At 50.4% G+C, this 22383-nt stretch carries 18 protein-coding genes; 16 read left to right on the top strand and 2 right to left on the bottom strand.

All coding sequences use genetic code 11. The features are described 5' to 3' along the window. The 10 genes from B3W37_RS10950 to B3W37_RS10905 all read left to right on the top strand — a co-directional run. The coding region (locus B3W37_RS10950; protein ID WP_483175762.1) for an NADH-quinone oxidoreductase subunit D-related protein at positions 1 to 185 on the top strand (185 nt) is incomplete at its 5' end. 21 nt (positions 186 to 206) lie between these two features. Beyond that, positions 207 to 1244 (top strand): NADH-quinone oxidoreductase subunit NuoH, encoded by a 1038-nt coding sequence (gene nuoH / locus B3W37_RS10945; RefSeq protein WP_481037701.1) that lies wholly within the window; start codon positions 207 to 209, stop codon positions 1242 to 1244. A 6-nt stretch (positions 1245 to 1250) separates the two neighbouring features. Continuing rightward, a complete protein-coding gene (locus B3W37_RS10940; RefSeq protein ID WP_481037702.1) occupies positions 1251 to 1961 on the top strand; it encodes a 4Fe-4S binding protein in 711 nt (236 codons plus the stop codon). A 5-nt stretch (positions 1962 to 1966) separates the two neighbouring features. Further along, positions 1967 to 2476, top strand: coding sequence for an NADH-quinone oxidoreductase subunit J family protein (locus B3W37_RS10935; protein WP_481037703.1), 510 nt, complete (start codon positions 1967 to 1969; stop codon positions 2474 to 2476). After that, on the top strand, positions 2473 to 2781 hold the full coding sequence (nuoK, locus tag B3W37_RS10930; RefSeq protein WP_481037704.1) for an NADH-quinone oxidoreductase subunit NuoK: 309 nt from the start codon (positions 2473 to 2475) through the stop codon (positions 2779 to 2781). The genes B3W37_RS10935 and nuoK overlap by 4 nt, the downstream gene beginning before the upstream one ends. Before the next feature lie 16 nt (positions 2782 to 2797). Continuing rightward, positions 2798 to 4672, top strand: coding sequence for an NADH-quinone oxidoreductase subunit L (gene nuoL / locus B3W37_RS10925; protein WP_481037705.1), 1875 nt, complete (start codon positions 2798 to 2800; stop codon positions 4670 to 4672). A gap of 14 nt (positions 4673 to 4686) precedes the next feature. Next, complete coding sequence (locus tag B3W37_RS10920; RefSeq protein ID WP_481037706.1) at positions 4687 to 6195, top strand: complex I subunit 4 family protein; 1509 nt, start codon at positions 4687 to 4689, stop codon at positions 6193 to 6195. Beyond that, positions 6195 to 7619: an NADH-quinone oxidoreductase subunit N gene (locus B3W37_RS10915; protein ID WP_481037707.1), complete on the top strand. Its 1425-nt coding sequence runs from the start codon at positions 6195 to 6197 to the stop codon at positions 7617 to 7619. Before B3W37_RS10920 ends, B3W37_RS10915 begins: the two co-directional genes overlap by 1 nt. Before the next feature lie 286 nt (positions 7620 to 7905). Then, complete coding sequence (locus B3W37_RS10910) at positions 7906 to 9186, top strand: DUF6612 family protein (RefSeq protein ID WP_481037708.1); 1281 nt, start codon at positions 7906 to 7908, stop codon at positions 9184 to 9186. Between the two features lie 192 nt (positions 9187 to 9378). Further along, a complete protein-coding gene (locus B3W37_RS10905) occupies positions 9379 to 10911 on the top strand; it encodes an FAD-dependent oxidoreductase (protein WP_483175759.1) in 1533 nt (510 codons plus the stop codon). 32 nt (positions 10912 to 10943) lie between these two features. Here B3W37_RS10905 and B3W37_RS10900 read toward each other — a convergent pair whose 3' ends face one another. Continuing rightward, positions 10944 to 11492 carry a DUF1905 domain-containing protein gene (locus B3W37_RS10900; RefSeq protein ID WP_483175758.1) on the bottom strand — a complete coding sequence of 183 codons (549 nt, stop codon included), beginning with the start codon at positions 11490 to 11492 and terminating at the stop codon, positions 10944 to 10946. A gap of 92 nt (positions 11493 to 11584) precedes the next feature. Here B3W37_RS10900 and B3W37_RS10895 point away from each other — a divergent pair, with 92 nt between their 5' ends. After that, positions 11585 to 13366: an adenine deaminase C-terminal domain-containing protein gene (locus B3W37_RS10895; RefSeq protein WP_483175756.1), complete on the top strand. Its 1782-nt coding sequence runs from the start codon at positions 11585 to 11587 to the stop codon at positions 13364 to 13366. Between the two features lie 41 nt (positions 13367 to 13407). Next, on the top strand, positions 13408 to 14229 hold the full coding sequence (tsaA, locus tag B3W37_RS10890; RefSeq protein WP_481037712.1) for a tRNA (N6-threonylcarbamoyladenosine(37)-N6)-methyltransferase TrmO: 822 nt from the start codon (positions 13408 to 13410) through the stop codon (positions 14227 to 14229). Positions 14230 to 14315: 86 nt separating this feature from the next. On the opposite strand, the gene B3W37_RS10885 is transcribed toward tsaA, so the two are convergent. Then, positions 14316 to 14957 carry a transmembrane-type terpene cyclase gene (locus tag B3W37_RS10885; protein ID WP_481037713.1) on the bottom strand — a complete coding sequence of 214 codons (642 nt, stop codon included), beginning with the start codon at positions 14955 to 14957 and terminating at the stop codon, positions 14316 to 14318. A gap of 1016 nt (positions 14958 to 15973) precedes the next feature. On the opposite strand from B3W37_RS10885, the gene B3W37_RS10880 reads away from it, so the two are divergent. The 4 genes from B3W37_RS10880 (at position 15974) to B3W37_RS10865 (ending at position 22343) form a co-directional block, all read left to right on the top strand. Further along, positions 15974 to 17728 carry an acyl-CoA dehydrogenase family protein gene (locus B3W37_RS10880; RefSeq protein ID WP_481037714.1) on the top strand — a complete coding sequence of 585 codons (1755 nt, stop codon included), beginning with the start codon at positions 15974 to 15976 and terminating at the stop codon, positions 17726 to 17728. A gap of 175 nt (positions 17729 to 17903) precedes the next feature. After that, positions 17904 to 19130, top strand: a complete 1227-nt coding sequence (locus B3W37_RS10875) for a CaiB/BaiF CoA transferase family protein (protein ID WP_481037715.1) — start codon at positions 17904 to 17906, stop codon at positions 19128 to 19130. Positions 19131 to 19437: 307 nt separating this feature from the next. Beyond that, positions 19438 to 20892, top strand: coding sequence for a sigma-54 interaction domain-containing protein (locus B3W37_RS10870; RefSeq protein WP_481037716.1), 1455 nt, complete (start codon positions 19438 to 19440; stop codon positions 20890 to 20892). A gap of 224 nt (positions 20893 to 21116) precedes the next feature. Continuing rightward, positions 21117 to 22343, top strand: coding sequence for an MFS transporter (locus B3W37_RS10865; protein WP_483175755.1), 1227 nt, complete (start codon positions 21117 to 21119; stop codon positions 22341 to 22343). Positions 22344 to 22383 lie beyond the last annotated feature (40 nt).

Raw genomic sequence — 22383 nt, 5'->3', positions numbered from 1 at the left:
CCAAAGGCGAATTGGGATTCCACCTGGTCAGCGATGGCAGTGACAAGCCTTACCGTGTGCATGTGCGCGCCCCATCGTTCATTAATCTGATGGTTCTGCCGCTGATTTGCCGGGGCGGCAAACTGCAGGACGTCATCACCAATATCGCCACACTTGATCCGGTTTTGGGTGAGTCAGACCGTTAACTAAAGGGGGAGTTGGATACCATGGAACATCTGTTTACCAATATTGCACAAATTCTGACCTCCTGGATGGTGAGCCTGGGGCTGCCACCGATTTGGGCTGATTTGATATTGCTTATCGGGCAATGGACGATTATCGTAGCGATCGTCACCCTGAACGTCATCGTCCTGATATGGTTGGAGCGTAAGATATCAGGTTTTATTCAGGAACGGTTGGGACCCAACCGTTTGGGGCCTTTTGGCGCCTTTCAGACCATTGCCGACGCCATGAAGCTTTTGACCAAGGAGGATATCATCCCCTCACAGGCGGACCGCTGGATTTTTATGACCGCGCCTATGCTTTTCATTGTGATAGCAGTCATGCTTTATGCGGTTTTGCCTCTGGGACAAGGCATGGCGGTGGTGGATCTCAATGTAGGTCTGTTCTACTTTATTTCGCTGGGCTCCCTTTCCACCATCTGCCTGTTGATGGCAGGCTGGGGCTCGAACAATAAATGGTCACTGCTGGGGGCCATGCGCTCGGTGGCCCAGATGATCAGTTATGAAATCCCCCTGGCTTTTTCCCTGCTGGGAGTGGTTATGCTTGCCGGGTCCTTGAATCTTTCCGAAATAGTGACTGCGCAAAACCGGTACTGGTTCATTCTCTTGCAGCCGGTGGCCTTCCTGACCTATTTTATTGCTGCCACCGCTGAATTGAACCGGGGGCCTTTCGATATGCCCGAAGCTGAGCAGGAATTGACAGCAGGCGCTTATACCGAGTATACCGGCATGCGCTGGGCCTTGTTTTTCCTGGCGGAATATACCAACCTGGTGGCGGTGTCAGCCCTGGCGGCTACGTTGTTTTTTGGCGGCGGTCAGGGGCCCTGGCTGCCTTCCTGGTTATGGATCATTATAAAAACCTATTTGATTATGCTGGTATTCATGTGGATGAAATGGACTTTCCCCCGCATTCGCATGGATCACCTGATGTCTTTTAGCTGGAAAGTGCTTATCCCGGTCAGTCTGGCCAATATACTGATCACCGGACTGGGGATAGAGTTCTTCCGCGGGATGGGATGGTGATGAAAAATGATTGGTAAAGGACTCTTGAAAGGTTTAGGGATCACCCTGAAACACGGGGTGGAAAAGCCCAAGACCATTCAGTATCCGGAACAACGGCCTTACTTGCAGGAGCGCTTCCGGGGCTGTCTGGAGTTCGATTATAAAAACTGCATTGTCTGCGGGATGTGCACCAAAGCCTGCCCTAATAATGTGCTCAGTTTTGAGACTGCGCCTATTGAGGGTTCTAAGAAGAAACGCCTGGTCAGCTACACCATAGATCTGCAGTACTGCATGTTCTGCAACCTGTGTGTGGAGGCCTGCCCCACCAATACACTATTTTTTGTGCATGATTTCGAGCTTTCAACCGACCAGCGCGATCAAATCAAAAAGGTTTATTTTCCTCCGACCGGTGCGCAGGTAGACGCCGGGGGAACGGGAGCAGAGCTGATACCTCAGGATGCGCTCAAGCCGGACGCGGAACAAGAGGCCGAAGCCAAACGGCTCAAGCAGCTTCAGGCTATGAAAACCGCCTTATCCAAGGGGGGCCAGAAAGTTCTGGCCAAATATGTGGACACAGAAGAAGATGCCGCCGTCCTGGCGAATTTGCTCCAGGCTGATGAAAAGAAACGGGATAAGATGGCGGCCTTGATCGTCGATGATAAGGAAAAAGCCCGTAAAGTAGCGCAAGCTTTTGTTGCCAAAGAGCGCAAGACTCAGGCCGGAGGTGAGGAGAAGTGAGCCTAATGATTATCAATGACCTGGTCTTTGTCTTAATCGCCTCGATTACATTGCTGAGCGCTTTGGGTATGGTGTTAAGCCGCAACATAGTCCACAGTGCCCTGGCCTTGATCCTGACCTTTATCGGGGTGGCCGCCCTGTTCTTCAATCTGGGAGCGGCATTTCTGGGCCTGGTGCAGATCCTGGTATATGCCGGCGCCATCTCGGTATTGATCATATTCGCCATCATGCTGGTCATGCATGGCGAAGCCCATAAGACCAACCGTTTCAATCCCAGCCTGGGAACCCACCTCTGGGGGGGATATATTGCTGCGGTAATGACCATAGGCCTGGTTGCAGCCATCTGGTTCAGCGAGCTGCCCGAGGTTAAAGGCCGGACGGTTGAAGACGCCGTAGGTCTTCTGGCCGGATTATTACTGGGCAATTATGTAATAGCCTTTGAGGCAGCGGCAGTGCTCCTGCTCCTGGCAGTGGTGGGGGCTATTATCCTGGCGAGGGGAGTTGAGGAACAGTGATCGGACTTACGCATTATTTGATCCTGTCCACCTGTCTTTTTGGCATCGGGGTTTATGGAGTATTATCCAAACGCAGCGCGGTGGCTATCTTGATGTCCATCGAATTGATGTTAAATGCCGTAAATATCAATTTTGTAGCGGTCAACCATTTTATAAATCCTGATCAGGCGGTGGGACAGCTATTTGCCATTTTTATCATAGTGGTGGCCGCCGCTGAGGTCTCAGTGGGGTTGGCCTTGATCATATCCATATACCGGCATAGAAAGTCTGTCGACTTGAGTGATTTCAATCTGATGAAATGGTGAGGAGGGAGCGCATCATATGAACGATTTACTTCAGGGAGCCTGGATCATACCAGTCCTGCCCTTTCTCGCTTTTGTGATCATCGGCCTGCTGCTGCACCGCTGGCCCAAAGTGGCTGCCGCCACCTCTATACTGGCTATCGGACTCGCACTCCTGTACTCCATACTGATAGCCGCAGAGGTTTTCACCAGCCCGCCCGGGCAGGTTTTTGTGGAGTCGGTGCGCTGGCTTGATATGCCCGGCCTGCGTGTGGATATGGGCATTCTCATCGACCCGCTGAGTACGGTGATGCTTTTGGTGGTGACCATCGTAGCACTCCTGGTGCAGATCTACTCCCTGGGATATATGGAGGGAGACCCGGGTTTGGCCAGCTATTTCGCCTACCAGAGCATTTTCGCCGGTTCTATGCTGGGCCTGGTCTTATCCAGCAACTTCGGACAGGTTTTCGTGTTCTGGGAGCTGGTAGGGTTGTGTTCCTATTTACTGATCGGCTTCTGGTTCGGGCGTGAAAGTGCTAAAGAAGCCGCTAAAAAGGCCTTTATTACCAACCGGGTTGGCGATTTCGGCTTCCTTTTGGGCATTCTGCTTTTGGCGGTGTTGTTTGGCAATCTGGATTATGGAACCCTGGCGGACCGGCTGGCGGGTTATCAAAACCTGGCGGTTCTAGTCCCCATAGCATTTCTGCTGTTCGCGGGCCCGGTCGGGAAATCGGCCCAGTTTCCCCTGCATGTGTGGCTGCCTGATGCGATGGAAGGTCCCACCCCGGTCAGCGCGTTGATTCACGCCGCAACGATGGTGGCGGCCGGGGTATATCTTCTGGCCAGGGCCTTCTTCATCTTCAGCGCCGTTCCGCAAGCCATGCTGCTGATAGCGGCCGTCGGCGGTTTCACCGCCCTATTTGCCGCTTCCATCGCCCTGGTGCAAAACGACATTAAGCGTATCCTGGCCTACTCTACTTTGAGCCAGCTGGGCTATATGGTCATGGCCATGGGTATCGGCGCCATGACGGCTGGCATGTTCCATCTCATGACGCATGCTTTTTTCAAAAGCCTGTTGTTCCTGGGAGCGGGCAGCGTGATTCATGCCCTTGACGGCGAACAGGATATCTGGAAGATGGGGCAGCTGGCCCATAAAATGCCGGTGACTACCTGGACATTTGTCATCGGCGCCCTGGCTTTGGCTGGGATTCCCCCGCTGTCAGGCTTCTGGAGCAAGGACGAAATCCTTTTAGGGGCTTATGCCAGCGGAAACATGCTGCTTTACGCCCTGGGATCGCTGGTAGCCTTTATGACCGCCTTTTATATGTTCAGGCTTATTTTTGTGGCTTTCTTCGGTTCTGAAAGCCACGGCGGGCATGCTCATGAATCAAAGCCGGTCATGACGGCTCCTCTGCTAATACTGGCCGTACTGGCAATTGGAGCCGGGTTTGTCGGCTCGCCTTTGATGGGCAACGTTTTCGGCCACTATATTACCGCCCCGGGTGTGGCGCATCATGAGGCCAATATCAGCGTAATGGTGATTTCCTCCCTCCTGGCCATCACCGGCATATTCCTGGCCTGGATGATCTACCAGAAGCAGGCCATTTCCCATGAAAGCTTGCGCCAGCGCTGGGCCGGAATCTATCAGGTGTTATACCACAAATACTATATCGATGAACTCTATGCCCGCTTGATCGCGGTCTTTATCGATGGCACCGCCCGGATCCTGGAGTGGGTGGACTTGAGAATTGTAAACGGAGCGGTAAACGGCCTGGCCTACTTGACCGGGTGGACCGGGAGGACTCTCCGCTACACCGAGGATGGACAGGTTCAAACCTATGCGCTCTACCTGTTTGCCGGGGTGGTAGTGATTCTAATCAGCGCCCTGTTGGCCGTCTATACGGCCCTGGCTTGAGGAGGTAGCATGACATGCATTCATTTCCGATATTAACGGCGACACTTTTGATTCCCGTATTCGGGGCTGCCTGGATTATGCTTCTGCCCGCGGGTAAAAAGTCGACCATCAAGTATGTTGCAGCGGCCAGCTCTTTTATCAGCTTGCTGCTGTCCCTCTTGGTGTTTTTCGGTTTTGACCGTAGCCGGGGGGGCATGCAGTTCGTGGAAAGCATTCCCTGGGTAAAGGATCTGGGAGTGTCTTACGCCCTGGGGGTTGACGGCATCAGCATCCCGCTGCTGCTCCTGACCACCTTGATCGGGTTCAGCGCGGTTTATGCCAGCTGGCAGATTGAGGAGCGGGTCAAGGAATTCTTTGCCCTCTTGCTGCTGCTTATAACCGGGGTTATGGGAACTTTTGTCACTACCGACCTGTTTATCTTCTTCCTCTTTTATGAGGTGGTGGTCATACCTATATACCTCCTGGTAATTATGTTTGGATCTTCGAAACGGGTCACCAAGGAATACGCCGGGATGAAGCTGACCATTTATCTCTTGATCGGCAGCGCCTTTCTACTGGTGGGCTTGATAGCCCTGTTCATCAAATCACAGGCCATCCTGGGCTATCCCACCATGGATATCAGCACCCTGGCCGCCGTGGATTATCCGGTCTGGTTCCAGGTATTCGTCTTTTCTCTGATGGCTCTGGGCTTTGGCACCTTGTTGTCGATGTTTCCGTTTCACGCCTGGTCTCCGGACGGCTACGCCGGAGCGCCGACAGCCGTCAGCATGATTCATGCCGGGGTTTTAAAGAAGATCGGCGGCTACGGCCTGATCCGCATCGGCCTTTTTATACTGCCCCTGGGAGCCAAGTACATTGCTCCCATCATAGCGGTTCTGGCCATCGGCAATGTGGTTTATGCCGCCTTTATCTGCCTGAGCCAGAAGGATTTAAAGTATATTGTGGGCTACTCCTCGGTCAGCCATATGGGCTATGTGTTGATCGGCTTCGCTGCCCTCAACCTGATCAGCTTAAACGGCGCCGTCATGATGATGTACGCCCATGGGGTAATGGCGGCCCTGTTCTTCGCCATGATCGGCAGCCTCTATCATAAGAGCCATACCCGGGATGTGACCGATTTCGGCGGCTTGGCCCACCAGATGCCCCGTTTGGCCACCGGACTTATGCTGGCCGGGCTGGCCTCACTAGGACTGCCCGGGCTGGTGAATTTTATCGGCGAGTTCACCATCTTCGTGGGCGCCTTTCAAGAGTACCGCATCCTGACGGTGATTGCCGTCTCCGGGATCGTCCTTACCGCCGTATATATCCTGCGCACATTAGGGGATGTTTTGTTCGGCCCCCGCAAAGAGCGGTGGGATCACCTGGAGGATCTGAAAGGTGTAGAGATGGTGCCTCTAATCGTACTGGGAGGAGCCATCATCGTGGGGGGCATCCTGCCCTTTACACTCATGGATCTGATTAACAGCGGCATGGGCCAGCTCCTGGCCCAGATCAACCTGACACAGATGGGAGGGAGCTTATAATGCCTTATCAATTGCTGGCTCCAGAAATCCTGGTGGCTCTCCTGGGCATATTGATTCTTATGGCTGGTCTGGTTCTGCCCGGACGCGGCCCCAAGGCGGCCGGATTGCTGTCCATCTGTGGAGTCCTGGCAACACTGGCAGTGGTGATCTGGCAGTTCAACCAGGAGGCCGTATTTTTTGAAGGTGTTTATCAGGTAGACAGCTACAGTAACTTCTTTAAAGTGCTCTTTTTGAGTGCGGCGGTGCTGATTTTTGCCATGGCGGGCCGATACACCGATTTGTTTGGTCTGCGGCAGAGTGAATGGTTCAGCTTTATGCTTTTCGCTACTCTGGGCATGATGGTGATGGCATCATCCGGGGATCTGATAACTCTATATGTTGGCCTGGAACTGATGACCATCAGCTTCTATATTCTGAGTGCCTATCTGTTGAACGATGGGCTTTCCGCTGAGGCGGGATTAAAATACCTGATCCTGGGGGCCTTGTCATCAGCGGTACTGCTTTTCGGCATGAGCCTGATTTATGCTTCCAGCGGCTCCACTGTATTCGACCAGATTTACAGGGCTTTGCAGCCGCTGCCCACCACCCAGCCGGTCTTGATTGCTGGAATTATCATGCTGATCGCAGGTTTTGGCTTTAAGATCGCCCTGGTGCCTTTTCATATGTGGGCCCCGGACATCTATCAGGGCTCGCCCACTCCGGTAACCGCCTATCTGGCGGTCGGCTCCAAGGCAGCAGCTTTTGCCGCCCTCTTGCGCGTCCTTCTCCTGGCTTTGCCGGTGGAGCATTTTAACTGGACCTTGCTCCTGGCTGTTCTGGCTGCGGTTACTATAGTTGCCGGCAACCTGATAGCTCTGGCACAGAGCAATGTGAAACGGCTCTTGGCTTATTCCAGTATCGCTCAGGCCGGATACATCCTGGTGGGCCTATCGGCCGCCAATGTGTATGGCTTCAAAGGGGTCTTATTCTATGCCATGCTTTATGTGTTTTCTAATGTAGGGGCTTTTGCCGTGACCACCCTGGTGGAGACGCAAAGCGGCAGTTCGGATATGGAGGCCTTCAGCGGCCTGGCCAAAAGGGCCCCGATGCTGGCCGCTGTTATGACGGTTTGCATGCTGTCCCTGGCCGGCATACCCCCGATGGCCGGATTTGCCGGTAAATTTTATCTTTTTTCAGGTGCAATACAGTCGGGTTATATATGGCTGGCTTTTGTGGGACTGATTATGAGCATGGTGTCAGTGTATTATTACTTGAATGTATCCCGGGTCATGTACATTGGCAGCAATGACGGCGGCGAAACCCTGGCGGTTCCGGTTATGGCACGGCTGGCTCTTCTAGTCTGTCTGGCCGGCACGCTTTTAATCGGCATCTACCCCGAGCCGCTGTCGCATTTCGCTGAATTGGCGGTACAGGTGCTGCGTTAGCCGTACTGGACAGCAGCATTCCGGACTTTTTTATTTTAAACATGATATGGATCAAGGCTCAAAATCTCAGGTGTCATCCGTAACTGAACCTGCTTTATAGTCTAATCTTCCTAACCGGGGAGGGCCAAATGGAATATTGTGTGGGGAGATCCAATTTTTCGCGAAGCCTAAAAGAATTTTTTCAAGTAAATCAGGAAAGTTTTCAGGGCTTTTAGCGTCCTAATTAATAGGGCTATTTTTTGGCTGGGGTTTTAGTTGTGTTTTTTTGTTAAAGGAGGGTGTTTTTATGCGTAAAACCTTAATTCTGGCTATGGCCGTGTTGTTGATCGCGCTTTCGGTAGTTCCGGCAGCAGCGGAACCTGGCTTTGTGCTTAAACTGAATGGACAGGACTATAACGGTCCATTTACCGTTTACGACGGAAGCACTGCTGTGCCGCTGACTTTTATTGAAGAAGCCCTGCCGGTTGAGACCACGGTTGAAAACGAGACCATCACTATTGGCCTGGACGATGCAACGCTGGTAATGAAGCTGGGCAGCAAAGCGGCAGTATTGAACGGCCAGGAGAAGGCCATGCCTTTGGCGCCGCAGCTGGTTGATCAGGACACCATGGTGCCCCTGCGTTTTGTCCTGGAGAGCTTGGGCGCCCAAGTCGGCTGGGATGCCGGCAAAAACGAAATTTCAGTCACCACGCCAGTTCTGAAAGCGGGTTTAACCGCAGAGCAAATGCTGGGCAAAATTACCCAGGCTATGACCAGTGAAGGCCGCTATAAAATGAAGGCCGACACCACCATGCAGATGGAGATGACCGCTGACGGGCAGACTCAAAACGTGGATATGTCCGGTCAAGTCAATGCTTCCGTTCAGGAGAAACCCCTTTTGGGCTATGTGTCAACCAGTATGAAGGTTGACAATATTACCGGCACAGATGAAGCAGTTCCCCCGGAAGCACTGGTCAGTGAAGTGGTGCTGAACGACGAAGGTATGTTTATGACCATGCCCGGATACGAGGGCTGGGTCAAGATGGAAATGGAAGGCCTGGATCTTAACCGGCTGATGGAGCAGTACGGCAGCCAGGATCCGGTTCAATCAGTCCTGCAGATGAAAGAATTCGGCGCGGTTGTCAACTACGAGGCTGATAAGGTGGTTGAGGGCAAAAACTATGGAGTCATTCATGTTGCCATGAGCGAAGAAGCCCTGGGTAAATACCTCAACTCCGTTATCGAGCAAACCGGGTTGTTCAAGGCGAGCGGCGCAGAAGCGAATGACACCGAGCTTCAGGCAATCCTGGACCAGGTTTTGAAGAACTTCAAAGCTGATATGAGCTATGACATGGTTTTCGACTATGAAACCTATCTCATGGTTTCCATGGATATGGATATGGATATGAACATGACTTTGGATATACCTGCTAATGAAGAAACCGGCACTCCAGCCACTTCGATGCAAATCAAATCAAAACAACAGGCCGTCTATCAAATCTATGACTATGGCGTAGAATTTGAGGTGCCGGATGTGAGCGGAGCCAAGACCATGGCTGAAGTTATGGCCGCAATGACTGCCGAATGATTTCAAGCGAGCCAGGAGGCCATCCCGTTAAGGGATGGCCTCTTTTTAATCTCAAAGGAGTCACGGAGGAATCCCCGTAACTCCCTCCACAGTCTGCCGTCCCCGTGACTCATCCTTCCAGAAGAAATTGCTGGTATAAATGCCCTTGATTGCAGCAAGCTAATAGCATCAAAATATGCGAGAGGTGTTATTATGCAAGATGGCCCCAGCTCATTCTGGATGGCTTCAACTCCAGCCACCGGCTATCCGGAGATAAAAGAAGATCTTGAGGTGGATGTGGCCATAGTCGGCGGCGGTATCGTCGGTATCACAACCGCTTATCTGTTGAAAAAACAGGGCATGAAAGTGGCGGTCATTGAAGCGGATCGAATTCTGCAAGGCACCACCGGACATACCACCGCCAAAATAACTTCACAACATGCCCTGATATATGCCAGATTAAAACAACAGGTAGGTCAAGAACTGGCTCAGCAATACGCTGATGCCAATGAGAGCGCCATTCATCTCATCGCCAGCACTGCTGCCGAAAACAATATCGATTGTGATTTTTCCTGGCGGCCGGCCTATGTATTTGCTCAATCCGATAAGTATATGAAGGATCTGGAGGATGAGGCTCAGGCAGCCTGCAGTCTAGGCATCAAGGCGAGCTGTATGGATCACAGCCCTTTGCCCTTTTCTGTCCGGGCAGCTTTGCGGTTTGATGATCAGGCCCAATTCCACCCTCTGAAATATCTGAAAAGCCTGGCCCGGCAAATACCCGGCCAGGACAGTCACATTCTGGAAAGAACTACCGCGGTGGGAATTGACGAGGATTCCCTGGCAGTAATCACCCGCCAGGGCCAAAAGGTCACGGCCGCCAAGATTATAATCGCTTCACATTTCCCCTTTTTCGACGGCGGGGGCCTGTACTTTACCAAGCTGAATCCGCTGCGGGCCTATATAATAGCCATAAGGGCCCAGGAGACCCTGCCTGAAGGGATGTTTATCAACGCGGAAAGCCCCTCCCGTTCACTTCGTTCCCAATCATATGAGGACGGGGAGCTGATCCTGGTGGCCGGGGAAAGCCATCAAGCCGGCTCGGGGCGGAATATGAACGCTCATTATCAAAATCTGCTGGATTTCGCGCATGGGAACTTTGATGTCAAGGAAGTGTTGTACCGCTGGTCGACTCAGGATTATAGAACCCTGGACGGCATTCCTTATGTGGGCCATCTCACCTCTAAAAGCCCCCATATTTACGTTGCGACCGGTTTCGGCAAGTGGGGCATCTCCAATGGTACCGCATCTGCCATGGTTTTAAGAGATTTGATTACGAGAGGGGACAGTCCCTGGGCACAGGTCTACAATCCCTCCCGGTTCAACCTGACCGCGGCGAAAACCTTTGTGGGGCTGAACCTTAATGTAGGCAAAAACCTGGCAGCAGGGAAGATAAGCCGGCTCCCTGAAGGGGTTGAGCTTTCCAATGGGGAAGGCAGGGCCATTCAAATCGACGGGGAAAAGTATGGCGCTTTCCGGGATGATAATGGCGAGCTTCATATTGTCGATATCACCTGTACGCATTTAGGCTGTGAGCTCAACTGGAACGATGCTGAACAGACCTGGGATTGTCCATGCCATGGTTCCAGATTCAATTATACAGGCGAGGTTGTTGAAGGACCGGCTTTCAATATTCTGCACCCCGCCGGCCAATGCCCCAATGCGGTTGAAGCGCGTATATTTGAATAGCATAAAAGAAGCCGGTTATTAACCTAAATGGTCTATCTTGATTTCTTTCCGGCCTGCAGCATAGACAAGGCTTTCTCAATGCGGGCGGTCCTGGTTGCAGGCCGTTTGGCGCTGTTTATCCACTGCACGTAGTCTTTCTGGTGAGTGTAGGAAAGCTGCTCAAAGAAACTCCTGGCCGGCTGGCTTTTTTTTAAAACCTGCGCAAAATCCGGGGGCAGCTCTACCACCCTCTCGTCTTCGTCTTTTTCGATTTCTACCTGGACAGAATCGCCCGGGTTTTTGGCGATGGTTTTTCGCAGCTCCTGGGTCAGTCCTATCCAGTAGCAGCCTCCCATTCTCACAATTGACCCCCTGTATTCAACGCCGTCGAACCTGGCTTTAACTTTTACCCTTTTGGCTCCAAACACTTCTTCCACATCAAACGGTATTTCCACGTATGCGCCGTTAATGCCCTCATGCTTTTTAACGATTGCGGTAAAACTCTGCGCCACTATTATCACTTCCTTGACCCTAGTATAACCCATCACGATGGTATAACAGCCGTGGCCCTGAGCGATAGAGTTTATGTTAAAATAATTCATAGCCGGAGTTAATCACAAATTCTACGCAGACATACCAGCGGAGACTTATAGTAATGACCAGAGGAAAACTAAGACCTTGGAATCTTGACATAATGAGGAGTCTGATTGCGGTCTCCAGGGGACTGGAACCGGCCGATTATTTATTTGCCGGAGGGCAGATCCTGGACGTATATAATGGCCGGCTGGTCGAGGCCAACCTGGCTGTAAAAGGGCAGAGGATCGCTTACCTGGGTTCCTCAGACTGCATGAGGGGAGATTCCACCTCTGTCATCGACCTTGAGGGCCGGGTGCTGGCGCCGGGTTACATAGAACCGCACGCCCATCCTTTTATATTGCACCACCCGGTGGCCTTTGCTGATGAAGTGCTCTGCTGGGGAACCACATGTTCGGTTAACGACAATCTATTTTTTATGAATCTTATATCCCCCGATACTATCATAGAAATGGTGGAGGCTATTTGTCGGCATCCCCATAAAATGCTGTGGAGCGCGCGGCTGGATTCACAAACTTTCGATGAACAGGAAGCGGCGCAATTTACTCCGGAAGCAGTAAGCCGCTTGATTCAACACCAGAGCTTCGTACAGGTAGGGGAGTTAACCAATTGGCCCGCCTTGATCGGGGGCAGCGACAAGATGCAGCAGTGGCTGCTGGAGGCCGTTTCACTGGGGAAAAAGGCTGAAGGCCATGCGCCCGGAGCATCGGAAAGGACTTTAAACCCCCTGGCGGCGGCGGGGGTAACCGCTTGCCATGAATCCATAACCGCAGAGGATGCAATGCTGCGCTTGCGCATGGGAATGTATGCCTCGCTGCGAAATTCCTCACTCCGGCCTGACCTCCCGGATATATTAAAGGGGCTGTTGAAATACGAAAACCTGGCCTGGGAAAGAATGATGATGACTACTGATGCACCCAAAACCACCTTCCTGAGGCATGGCTTCAACGATCACTTGATTAGAATTGCTATAGAAAATGGTGTGCCCCCAATCACGGCTTATCAGATGATGACCAGAAATCCCGCTGTATATCTGGGCCTTGATGATGAAACCGGCGGCCTGGCCCCGGGCCGCATAGCGGATATCCTGGTGTTGGAGAGTCTTGATGATCCTACTCCCGGCATGGTCTTTGCCGATGGTAAGCTGGCGGTGGAAAGGAAGGGATCAACATTGATCAGGTATCATGACACTGTACGACTGGATTGGAATGGCCTGGGGATCAGGATCCTGGAGGAACCTTCGGTAGATTTAAATAGTATCGAATTTCAACCGAAATTCAACGGTGAGACCGCTTTTCCCGTCATACAATTAATCGACCCGGTCATAACCATGCGTTGTGACTATGTGCTGGGAGAAGAGATAAAATCGTTGGGTGACAAATTGCATATCGAAAAAGGCCGGGGGCTGTGTTATGCTGCGTTGATCAGCCGCGATTATCGTCTGGTCACTCACGGTATTGTTAAAGGATTTGCAAATAAATTGGATGGTATGGCCACCACCTACACTACCTCCTTCGATATACTGGTTTTAGGGCAAGACCCTCCTGCTATGTTGCAGGCCTTGCACCGCGCCCTGGAGTTGGGTGGCGGTATAGTGGTTGTTCAGGCACGGGGAATTGCCGCCGAAATTGCCCTGCCCCTGGGCGGCAGTATGAGTTCGAGGCCCATGGGTCATGTTATCGAGGCCGCCGAACAGATTGAGAAAGTATTAGTGGCAGCAGGCTATCCCCATCACGATCTTTTCTATACTTTGCAGTTCCTGTCATCCACCCATCTGCCTGCTATCCGTCTCACCAGGGATGGGATTTTTGAGGTTAAAACCCATGAATTATTGCGCCCTTCACGACCGATCCCCGGGACCCGGCGGCGCGGCAACGATTAGATATGAATATCCGGACATAAAGTGGAAGGGATGTGGATGCTGTGTGTGAGACAGGTATAAATCTTCAGCCTATCGGGATCGTGCGCTCCCCAACTAAGGATACCAGTGATGTCCCCATACCGGGCAAGCCGGCCGAGATAGTGGTGGACCCCCGGTACAGCCAGGCTCTATGCAAAATAGAAACCAATTCACACCTGTGGATTTTAAGCTGGTTTCACCTGTCAAACCGGGAAAGTCTGGTTTCGGTGCCGGCCCGGGTCAATCCTTATCTGCCTCAATACGGGGTATTTAGCCTGCGCTCGCCCAATCGACCCAACCCCATAGGATTGAGTCTGGTTCGTCTGCAAGCGGTTGATGGCAATGTGCTAAAAGTCACCAACCTGGATGCTATCGATGGCACTCCGGTTCTGGATATCAAACCCTATTACGAACAGGACATTGTTTTCTCTCCGGCAACACCGTATATTCGGCCTTATGAGCTCTCGATGCGCCGCGATATATTTTTAAAACAAGCTCTGACCCATCATCAGGAGGAGTGTGACGACCTGTATATGGCGGTGCGCATGGCCTTGATCGCCGATGAATATCTGGGACAAATAACCCTGCCCCAGGTGTTCCTGCAAGTCAGCGGTTCGACTTGCCTGGCCGATACTCTGCAGGGATTAAGCCGGGCGCGTCTGGCCAATCCGGCCCGGTTCATATTTACGACGCCAGGTGGTCCGGCGCAAAGCATATGGGAAACTCCGGCACTCAGCCTCAGGGTGACGGCGAAGCAGTCCCTAAACCGGGAAAGCTTTAAGGTAATCAGTGATGAAGAGCTGTTCGAGATAGTGGCTACAGACCAGGGCAACTCGGGGCCTTAATCATCTGTACCGGCGAAGGGGCTTCAATCTGACATTTCTCTTCGTAGCATCTGATGCGAATTATTATCGTGCCCAGGCTCGCTTCCTCACCCGCATATAGCAATGCTTTTCGGCTGCTGCATCTCTATCCGCTGTTGTTTGAATATCATACAGAAATAGATCAGATCGAACAGCAGGGTTGCGGCGGTAAGTGCGGTTACCAGGTCCGATCTCAAATAGAGGAAGAAGCCGACCGCGGGAATGAGGCTGCCGATCATTTTAAACAGGGCGATGTAGACGGACTGCCCCCTGGTGCTGCCGCGTTTCCTCAACATGGAGATGAACAGTATCGACATCATGAGGTTCTGAGCAAAGGCCGCGTATTTGCCAAGGGGATCGTTAAATTCCGGCACTGAGGCAGATATTATGGCAAAGCTCAGCCCTAAAGCCAACAGCAGGGTAGGATAGAAATATTCAACCGGCAGCGATCGGGCGAATTCATCCCGGCCATACTTGACATACTGCATCAGCAGCACCATATCCAGGGCCAGCCAGATCATATCCAACCTGCCCTGCAGCCCCCCGTGGGGATAAATAAAGGAGAAGATGAATTCCCAGCACAGATTAGCGCACATTGCTATCATAGGCATACCCGGGGTTTTGTCGCGGAATCCCTTGAAGATTATCAGCACATAGGTTACGGACCAGAATACCCCGGCGGCTAACTGAAAAACAGATACGATATCCAATATCAACCCTCCACCGCTTAAAACCTGTCTATAGAAAGACCCCTTTCAATATAGATATTCCATTCACGGTTTATTTAATGCCATATAGCCTAAATCTTCGTTTCCCGGCTATCCGCCGTAAGTCCTTAATGACATCCTGGAAGGCTGCGATGTCTTCGGAGAGACAAATAAGACGACTGGAGAGGGCTGCTGAAAACCACGCCCCCACCGTTGCGAACCAGGAGTTCTCCCTGCCGTGGCGCGCCCCTCATATTTTGCTTAATGGTACTGTGAATTCATCGGGTATAGATAGACGACAGTCCTGAGATAAGGTCAAATCTTCACACTCGGAAACTGAATAAGAAATTGGTACGGAAATTGCAAATTATGATTATATATACGGTATTCCGTTTAATAGGCACGGCCCGGGAAGAGGTCCCCCCCACTCCCCTGCCCGGGACCGGCCGATTTTTCAAGATAATGCTTTATTCCCTCCCCCATGCCGGCTCTGATAATCAGAACCGGTTTTTTCTTAAACGTTCAAACCTTCCCCGGGATATGCCAGGTGGTGCAAGACCAGGCCAAATAGTGGGGCGTGAAACATATCCCATTTAAATTCCGAAAACCCGGAATTGGGATGTAGCAAACCGGCTACAAGTTATTATTAATGATACAAAGCGCGTAGCGAACCAGCTACAATTGCAGAAATATGTAGAAATATATAAGAATGCACATGATTGTATTGCCTTAAGCCTGTATCGTATAGATGTTGTTTCGATACAGGCTATTATTATTTAAATTTTGTGAGCCACTTCTTTGGCATGTTTTTTGCTCTATTAATAATAAATGCAAGCCATGATGGAGCGAGAGAAGGGAGGACTGTGGCTTTTAAGCAGCACCATGAAATCGTTTTCAAGGAAACGGACCTATAGATTGACTTGCCTGAACATTTTCAAGGTTGATAAAGCTGGTTGAAGGCTTTGCTCTAATGGTAAATAGGTTTGGTCAATCGAAAAAGTAATGTGAGGTGAAATAAATTGAACAATCTGCCTAAAGGTGGAGATTTTCTTCTGGAACAAACTGATCCAGGCAGCATCTTTACCGTGGAAGACTTTAGCCAAGAGCATCACATGATTTACCGGACCGCTATAGGTTTTGTCAATGACAAAGTGCTGCCGGTTATGAACGACCTGGAGGCCAAAAAAGAAGGTCTCAATAAAGAGCTTCTCCTGGCATCGGGAGAGCTGGGACTCCTGGGTGCGGATGTTCCGGAAGAATACGGCGGATATGATCTGGATAAAGTCAGCTCATGCATTATTGCCGAGTGCATCGGCAAAGGCGGCTCCTTTATCCAGACCCATGGCGGACAGACCAGTATTGGTATTGTTCCGCTGGTCTTTTTCGGAACCCATGAACAAAAGCTCCAATACTTGCCCGAATTCGTAACTGGAGAACTGGTGACGGCTTATGCGTTGACTGAACCGGGAGCAGGATCGGATGCATTGAGCGCCAAAACAAAGGCCGTCTTAAGTGAGGATGGCAAACATTATGTCTTGAATGGAGCTAAACAATTTATCACCAATGCAGGTATAGCGGACGTATTTATCACCTTTGCCAAAATTGATGGAGATAAATTCACTGCCTTTATTGTGGATGCGCATGCTGAGGGGGTCTCTACCAGCCCGGAAGAACACAAGATGGGAATAAAAGGCTCATCCACCCGTTCCGTATATTTCGACGACGTAAAAGTTCCGCTGGAAAACGTATTGGGCGAAATCGGCAAGGGCCATTTGGTGGCTTTTAACGCCCTTAATAATGGACGCTTCAAAATGGCTGCCAATACCATTGGATTTGCCAAATATGCCCTGGATGTTTCGGTGGAATATGCCAATGAACGCCGGCAGTTTAACCAGCCCATCGCAGAGTTTGGTCTGATAAAAGAAAAGTTGGCCGACATGGCTGCCAAGATTTATGCCATGGAATCCACAGTCTACCGCACCGCAGGCCTTTTGGAAAACAAAGTGCATAGCATGGATGTCTCCGGCCCGGACGGAGGACGGGTTGTTGCCGCATGTTTTGATGAGTATGCGGTGGAATGCTCACTTAATAAAGTCTTTACGACCGAAGGCCTGGGACAGGTGACTGATGAAGGCGTGCAGATCCACGGAGGCTATGGTTATATTTCTGAATATCCAATTGAGAGGTTGTACCGGGATAGCCGGGTATACCGGATTTTCGAAGGCACCAATGAAATCAACCGCACGGTTATCACCAATACATTGATTCGCCGGGGCCTAAGCGGGCAGATTCCTCTTAAAGAAGCCATTGCCAATCTGCAGGCTCAAATGGCTGCAGGCATTTCCTTCCGCAATGATGCCGGCGATTTAGTTCAGGCCTGCAAGGATATAGCCCTATTCACACTGGGGGCGCTGCTGGAGAAGTACGGTAAGAAAATTGCACAGCATGAAGAGATTGTCGGCAAACTAGCCGATATCATCATGTCCGCATTTGTAATGGAAAGCGCCCTCTTGCGCGCCCGGAAGGCGTTGGCGCGAGACGGCAAGGACAGTGCCCAGTTGAAAATAAACATGGCCGATATCTTTATTTATTCGAATATAGACCATGTTTTTAATCGGGCTAAAGAGATAATGGCTGCGATTGCTGACGGTGAACGACTGGCCGAACTGTACAGTGATCTAGGCACTTTATTGCAGTATACGCCGCAGAATACCATAGCCTTGAGGCAGGAAGTGGCCGGAGCAATAAGTTCAGCCAATAAATATGTATCCTGAGCCAATGTGCCGGAACGGGAGAGCCGGGCATAGCATGGCTATCGAACCCCTTTCTATATAGTTGCTCCGTTGGGATTTAATCAGGAGTTCCCAGGAAACTTGCACTATCCGTCCCGGTTAAATCTCAACGGAAGCAAGTAGTTTTCTATTAACTATTCGAAAAAGGAGAATGACTATGGAGAATGACAGACCATTAGCTGGGGTAAAAGTGGTTGAACTGGCGATTTTTATCACGGCTGCCAGCTGTGGTAGGTTTTTGGCGGATCAGGGCGCCGAAGTGATAAAGATAGAAGATCTTCGTGGTGATGGCACCAGATTTCCGGGAGCAGGTTTAACGGAAGGACGTCCCACCGATTTGCCCGGTGAGAATCTCACTTTCGAAATTGAAAACGGCAACAAAAGAGGCCTGTCAATGAACCTGAAGAATCCGGATTGTTATCACGTTCTTATGGAACTTCTGGCTCAAGCTGATATTTTCATCACCAATTGGCGTCCCCAAGCCCTGAAAAGGTTGGGATTGGATTATGAAACCCTGAAGGAAAAGTTCCCCAAACTGGTTTATGGTGCAGCTACCGGTTATGGAGAAAAAGGGCCTGATAAGGATCTTCCCGGCTATGATTTCACTGCCTTCTGGACCAGGTCCGGATTATTAGGCAGTCTGTATGACAAGGATGGGGCCCCCATGAACTTGATCCCCAGTATGGGCGACCGCGTGGTAGGCATGTGCATGGCTGCCGGCGTCATGGCTGCTCTATATCGTGCGGCTAAAACCGGTAAAGGCGATAAAGTAAGCGTAAGCCTCTTGGGCGCTGCGATTTTCCTGCAGGCCACCATGATGCAGACCGCTCAGTACGGCTTGATCACTTACCCGATTTCACGCCGCGAAAACCCCAATCCTTTGATCGGTTCGTACCAGACCAAAGATGGGCGTTGGGTAGAGATCAGTATGCCCAATTACGATCTGCAATGGACCCCGTTTGCTAAAGCCATGAATCCCGGGTGGCTCAATGATGAACGCTTCAGCAATGTTGAAAACCTTAAAAAGGGTCCCTACATGGGGGATCTGTGTGATGCTATCGCAGCCCGGTTCGCGGAGTTGACCTCTGCTGAAGTGGCCGCCATAATGACTGAAGCCGACCAGCCTTATGCCATAGCCCAGGTATGGCGTGAAGTCCTGCAAGACCCTCAGGCATGGGCAAATGATTACTTTACGGAACTGGAATATGAAAGCGGCACCAGAACCCTGGTCAGACCACCTGTGCAATTCCAGGAAGCCGGGCTGCCCCCGGTCAACAAAGCCCCCCGCTTGGGTCAGGATACCGCCGCAATCCTTAAAGAACTGGGATATAGCGAGGAATATATAAAAAAGATGCGGGATGTCCAAACCATTATCGCTGAATAGTTGCCCTTCGTTATGCGGGCAGAGGCGGCTGCAGCCGTCCCCATCTTATTCAGGGATGGGGCGGCTTGGTCGCTGTAAGCCCGGCGGTACCAATATAATGCCGCCATGTTTAGCGCAATAATTGCTAAAATAGGGAAATGAAAAGATAATCTATAGTAATAAGCCAAAAAATAAGTCTTATTATCAAAGAATTTGTCATGATAGAATGATATAGGTGATAGTAATAGTATTCACAATATAATGGCTGCGATGCCACAATTCTTAATTTTATAATACCAGCGGTTTTAATGCGACGATGTGCTTCAACATGAAAGCGAAACCTTTCGGTGAAATAGAGTGGGAGGTAAAAGAGATGGTTGCTGCACAGAAAAACGGCTACGAAGATTTGACGCTGGATGAACTTGCCGCATCGGACATAGAACGGATCGTCAAAGAGCAGACTAATTCCATTTCTATTATGGATCATGAAGGCAATGTGCTTATGACTTTTGTGGGAGTCGAAGTCGGAAATTTTGTGGGCTTTAATATCAGGGAAATGAACGAGGTGGGCGGAATATACCAGTGGTCCCCCTGTTTAAAAGTAATTGAAACCAAGGAAGGATTGGTTGGAACAGTTAAATCCCGGTACGGAGAAGAACAGACTGTTATTGCCACCCCTCTTATGGACGAAAATGGCGAGATTGCCTTAGTCGTTGATGTAGCTTTGGATAAAAAGCTTATTGACAAATATTTTTCCAGCATTAAGCCGGAGAAACCTGCTAATGCCAGATTCAAGGCTTCTATGGAATATTTGAGTTCTGGCGATACTTTCGCTCATGTGCCGATTGCGGAAAGCCCGGTAATGAAAAAAATAGTCAAAATGTGCAACACCATAGCCAAAACGGACAGCGCGGTTATGATTACAGGAGAATCCGGGACAGGCAAAGAGGTATTAGCCCGTTATATACATCGCCACAGCAGCAGGGCCAATGAGCCCTTCATCCCGGTGAATTGTGCCGCGATTCCTCATGACTTACTGGAAGCCGAGTTTTTTGGCTATGAAAAAGGCGCTTTTACCGGTGCGAATCCCAAAGGAAAACCAGGATTATTTGAAATGGCCGACAAAGGCACTTTATTTCTGGACGAAATTGCGGATTTGCCTTTATCTATGCAGTCCAAGCTCTTGAGGGTATTGGAGAGCGGCGAGATAAAACATGTAGGCGGCACGACCATCAAGCACACCGATGTGCGATTGATTTCTGCCACCAACAAAAACTTGCGGGAGATGATAGCCAACAAGCAATTCAGGGCTGACGTATATTACCGTCTCAGTGTTATACCTATCACAGTTCCGTCGCTCAGAGAAAGGCCGGAAGATATTCTTGCGCTGTCCAAAAAATTCTTAAACGGGATAAACGCCAAATATAATTTCAGCAAGAAACTGACCAGAGAAACTATAGAAGCATTTTATGAATATGATTGGCCCGGAAATGTCCGGGAATTGAGGAATGTGATTGAAAGACTGGCTATAACATCAGTCGACGACGAACTGCATTTCGAAGTAGGTTTATCCACGAATGGCGACAGGGTTGCAGAGCCGGTCAAGTATTTGCCGGAAATAACCTCCCGGGAGACTTTGAAAAATTTCATGGATAGAGTCGAAGCTGAATATATAGAGACCGTATTGGCGGAAAGCAACGGACGCGTATGTGAAGCTGCCAAAAGATTGGGAATTCACCGTACTCTGCTATACCGCAAGATTAGGGAAAAAATCAATAAATAACTTCCTCTGATAATAGTTGCATTGCTTATACTCTGGTCTAGACCTTCTGAGGACCTAATTCATCGCCTGGATGGATTGGGTCCTCGGCTTTTTTGATGATATTAAACGGATTGGCATGAACTTTGCTTTATAAAAGTAAAGTACCCCTAAGCTAAATCACGTTCTAATTTCTTTAGAAAGCAGATTCTGGCCTGTAAATAAGGACAGACGGATAAAAGTGAGATATGGCCGCTCAGTCTGAAAAAATCTGGAGCAGAGACTATATTATCGTAGTGATGGCCTCTCTAGGCATCAGTTTCTGTAATTATTTTTTCTTCTCCACCTTGCCGATTTACGCCCAAAAACTGACCGGAACCACTGTTTATGCCGGCCTTGTGACCACCATATATGTTTATGCCGCTTTGGCGGTGCGTCCTTTGAGCGGCATCCTTTCCGATAAATACGGGCGATCCAGACTATTGGTGTTAGGAGCGGCCATATGCTGTGCAGCCTGCTTTCTGTACAATTATGCAGATGGCTTAATGGTGCTGATGCTGATACGGGTCTTGCATGGCATCGGCTTTGGTATGCATTCCACCCTGGGCGGCGCGGTTGCGGCTGATGTGATCCCCAAATCCCGAATGGCGGAAGGGATAGGTTATTTTGGGCTTTATGGTGCGGTTGCTGCTGCCATAGCCCCCGGCATCGCGCTTTTCATTATCGGGGACGGCGCCCTGGACCGGTTCAGATTATTGTTTATTCTCGCCGTCATAGTCTCTTTTGCAAGTATGATTCTGGATTGCTTTATTACCTATGAAAAAAACCACAATAAGGAAGGGTTCAGGGGTATGACCCCGACAGAAAAGCCTGCGGAAGGTGATCATAACCTGCCCAAAACCTTCCTGGGTTTTGAGTATGCCGTATTCCTGCCTGTACTGGTAAATATCCTGCTCTATGTCGCCTTAAGCAGTGTGACTTCGTTTATTTTTCTTTTTGCGCTGGACCGGGGGCTGGGCCATGTCGGTTTCTTCTTTACCTTCAATGCAATAGGTACCGTCTTATCAAGATTGTCGCTGGGGAAAGTGGCCGACAGGCGAGGGGCCGACGTCATTGTGATTCCGGGAATTCTTGGCCTGGCTATCAGCTTTGCCCTGATACCATTAGTAAATACGTCCCCGCAGCTGCTTTTGATCGCATTTTTGTCAGGGCTGGCTCAGGGTGCTGTAGTACCTGTCATGAATACCATGATGTTCGAGCGTTGTTCACCCCAGAGAAGAGGCACTGCCTCCGCAGCTTTCTTCGCTTCAGTCGATATCGGACTGGGTCTCGGTTCTATCATTTTTGGAATAATCGCCGCATACAGTTATTCCTGCCTCTATTGGGGGGCCATGGTCTGCTCTGTGGCGGCTCTTATCGTCTACTGTTCAGGAATTGTCAAAAAATGCAGGCCGGATGGTCTGCCGCATCATTAACCGGCTGCAGCATTGATTAAACGATGAGGTTTATACCTGG

This window comes from Syntrophomonas sp. UBA5494 (genome assembly GCF_002426325.1).
This window is presented reverse-complemented; position numbering and strand designations above follow the sequence as displayed.

Excerpts from the sequence above, each read along its gene's own strand:
- B3W37_RS10895 (WP_483175756.1), top strand. The coding sequence starts at position 11,585 with ATGAGGAGTCTGATTGCGGTCTCCAGGGGACTGGAACCGGCCGATTAT.
- B3W37_RS10935 (WP_481037703.1), top strand. The coding sequence starts at position 1,967 with ATGATTATCAATGACCTGGTCTTTGTCTTAATCGCCTCGATTACATTG.
- B3W37_RS10905 (WP_483175759.1), top strand. The coding sequence starts at position 9,379 with ATGCAAGATGGCCCCAGCTCATTCTGGATGGCTTCAACTCCAGCCACC.
- B3W37_RS10865 (WP_483175755.1), top strand. The coding sequence starts at position 21,117 with ATGGCCGCTCAGTCTGAAAAAATCTGGAGCAGAGACTATATTATCGTA.
- B3W37_RS10875 (WP_481037715.1), top strand. The coding sequence starts at position 17,904 with ATGGAGAATGACAGACCATTAGCTGGGGTAAAAGTGGTTGAACTGGCG.
- B3W37_RS10940 (WP_481037702.1), top strand. The coding sequence starts at position 1,251 with ATGATTGGTAAAGGACTCTTGAAAGGTTTAGGGATCACCCTGAAACAC.
- B3W37_RS10915 (WP_481037707.1), top strand. The coding sequence starts at position 6,195 with ATGCCTTATCAATTGCTGGCTCCAGAAATCCTGGTGGCTCTCCTGGGC.
- B3W37_RS10920 (WP_481037706.1), top strand. The coding sequence starts at position 4,687 with ATGCATTCATTTCCGATATTAACGGCGACACTTTTGATTCCCGTATTC.
- nuoL (WP_481037705.1), top strand. The coding sequence starts at position 2,798 with ATGAACGATTTACTTCAGGGAGCCTGGATCATACCAGTCCTGCCCTTT.
- nuoH (WP_481037701.1), top strand. The coding sequence starts at position 207 with ATGGAACATCTGTTTACCAATATTGCACAAATTCTGACCTCCTGGATG.
- B3W37_RS10910 (WP_481037708.1), top strand. The coding sequence starts at position 7,906 with ATGCGTAAAACCTTAATTCTGGCTATGGCCGTGTTGTTGATCGCGCTT.
- B3W37_RS10900 (WP_483175758.1), bottom strand. The coding sequence starts at position 11,492 with ATGAATTATTTTAACATAAACTCTATCGCTCAGGGCCACGGCTGTTAT.
- B3W37_RS10870 (WP_481037716.1), top strand. The coding sequence starts at position 19,438 with ATGAAAGCGAAACCTTTCGGTGAAATAGAGTGGGAGGTAAAAGAGATG.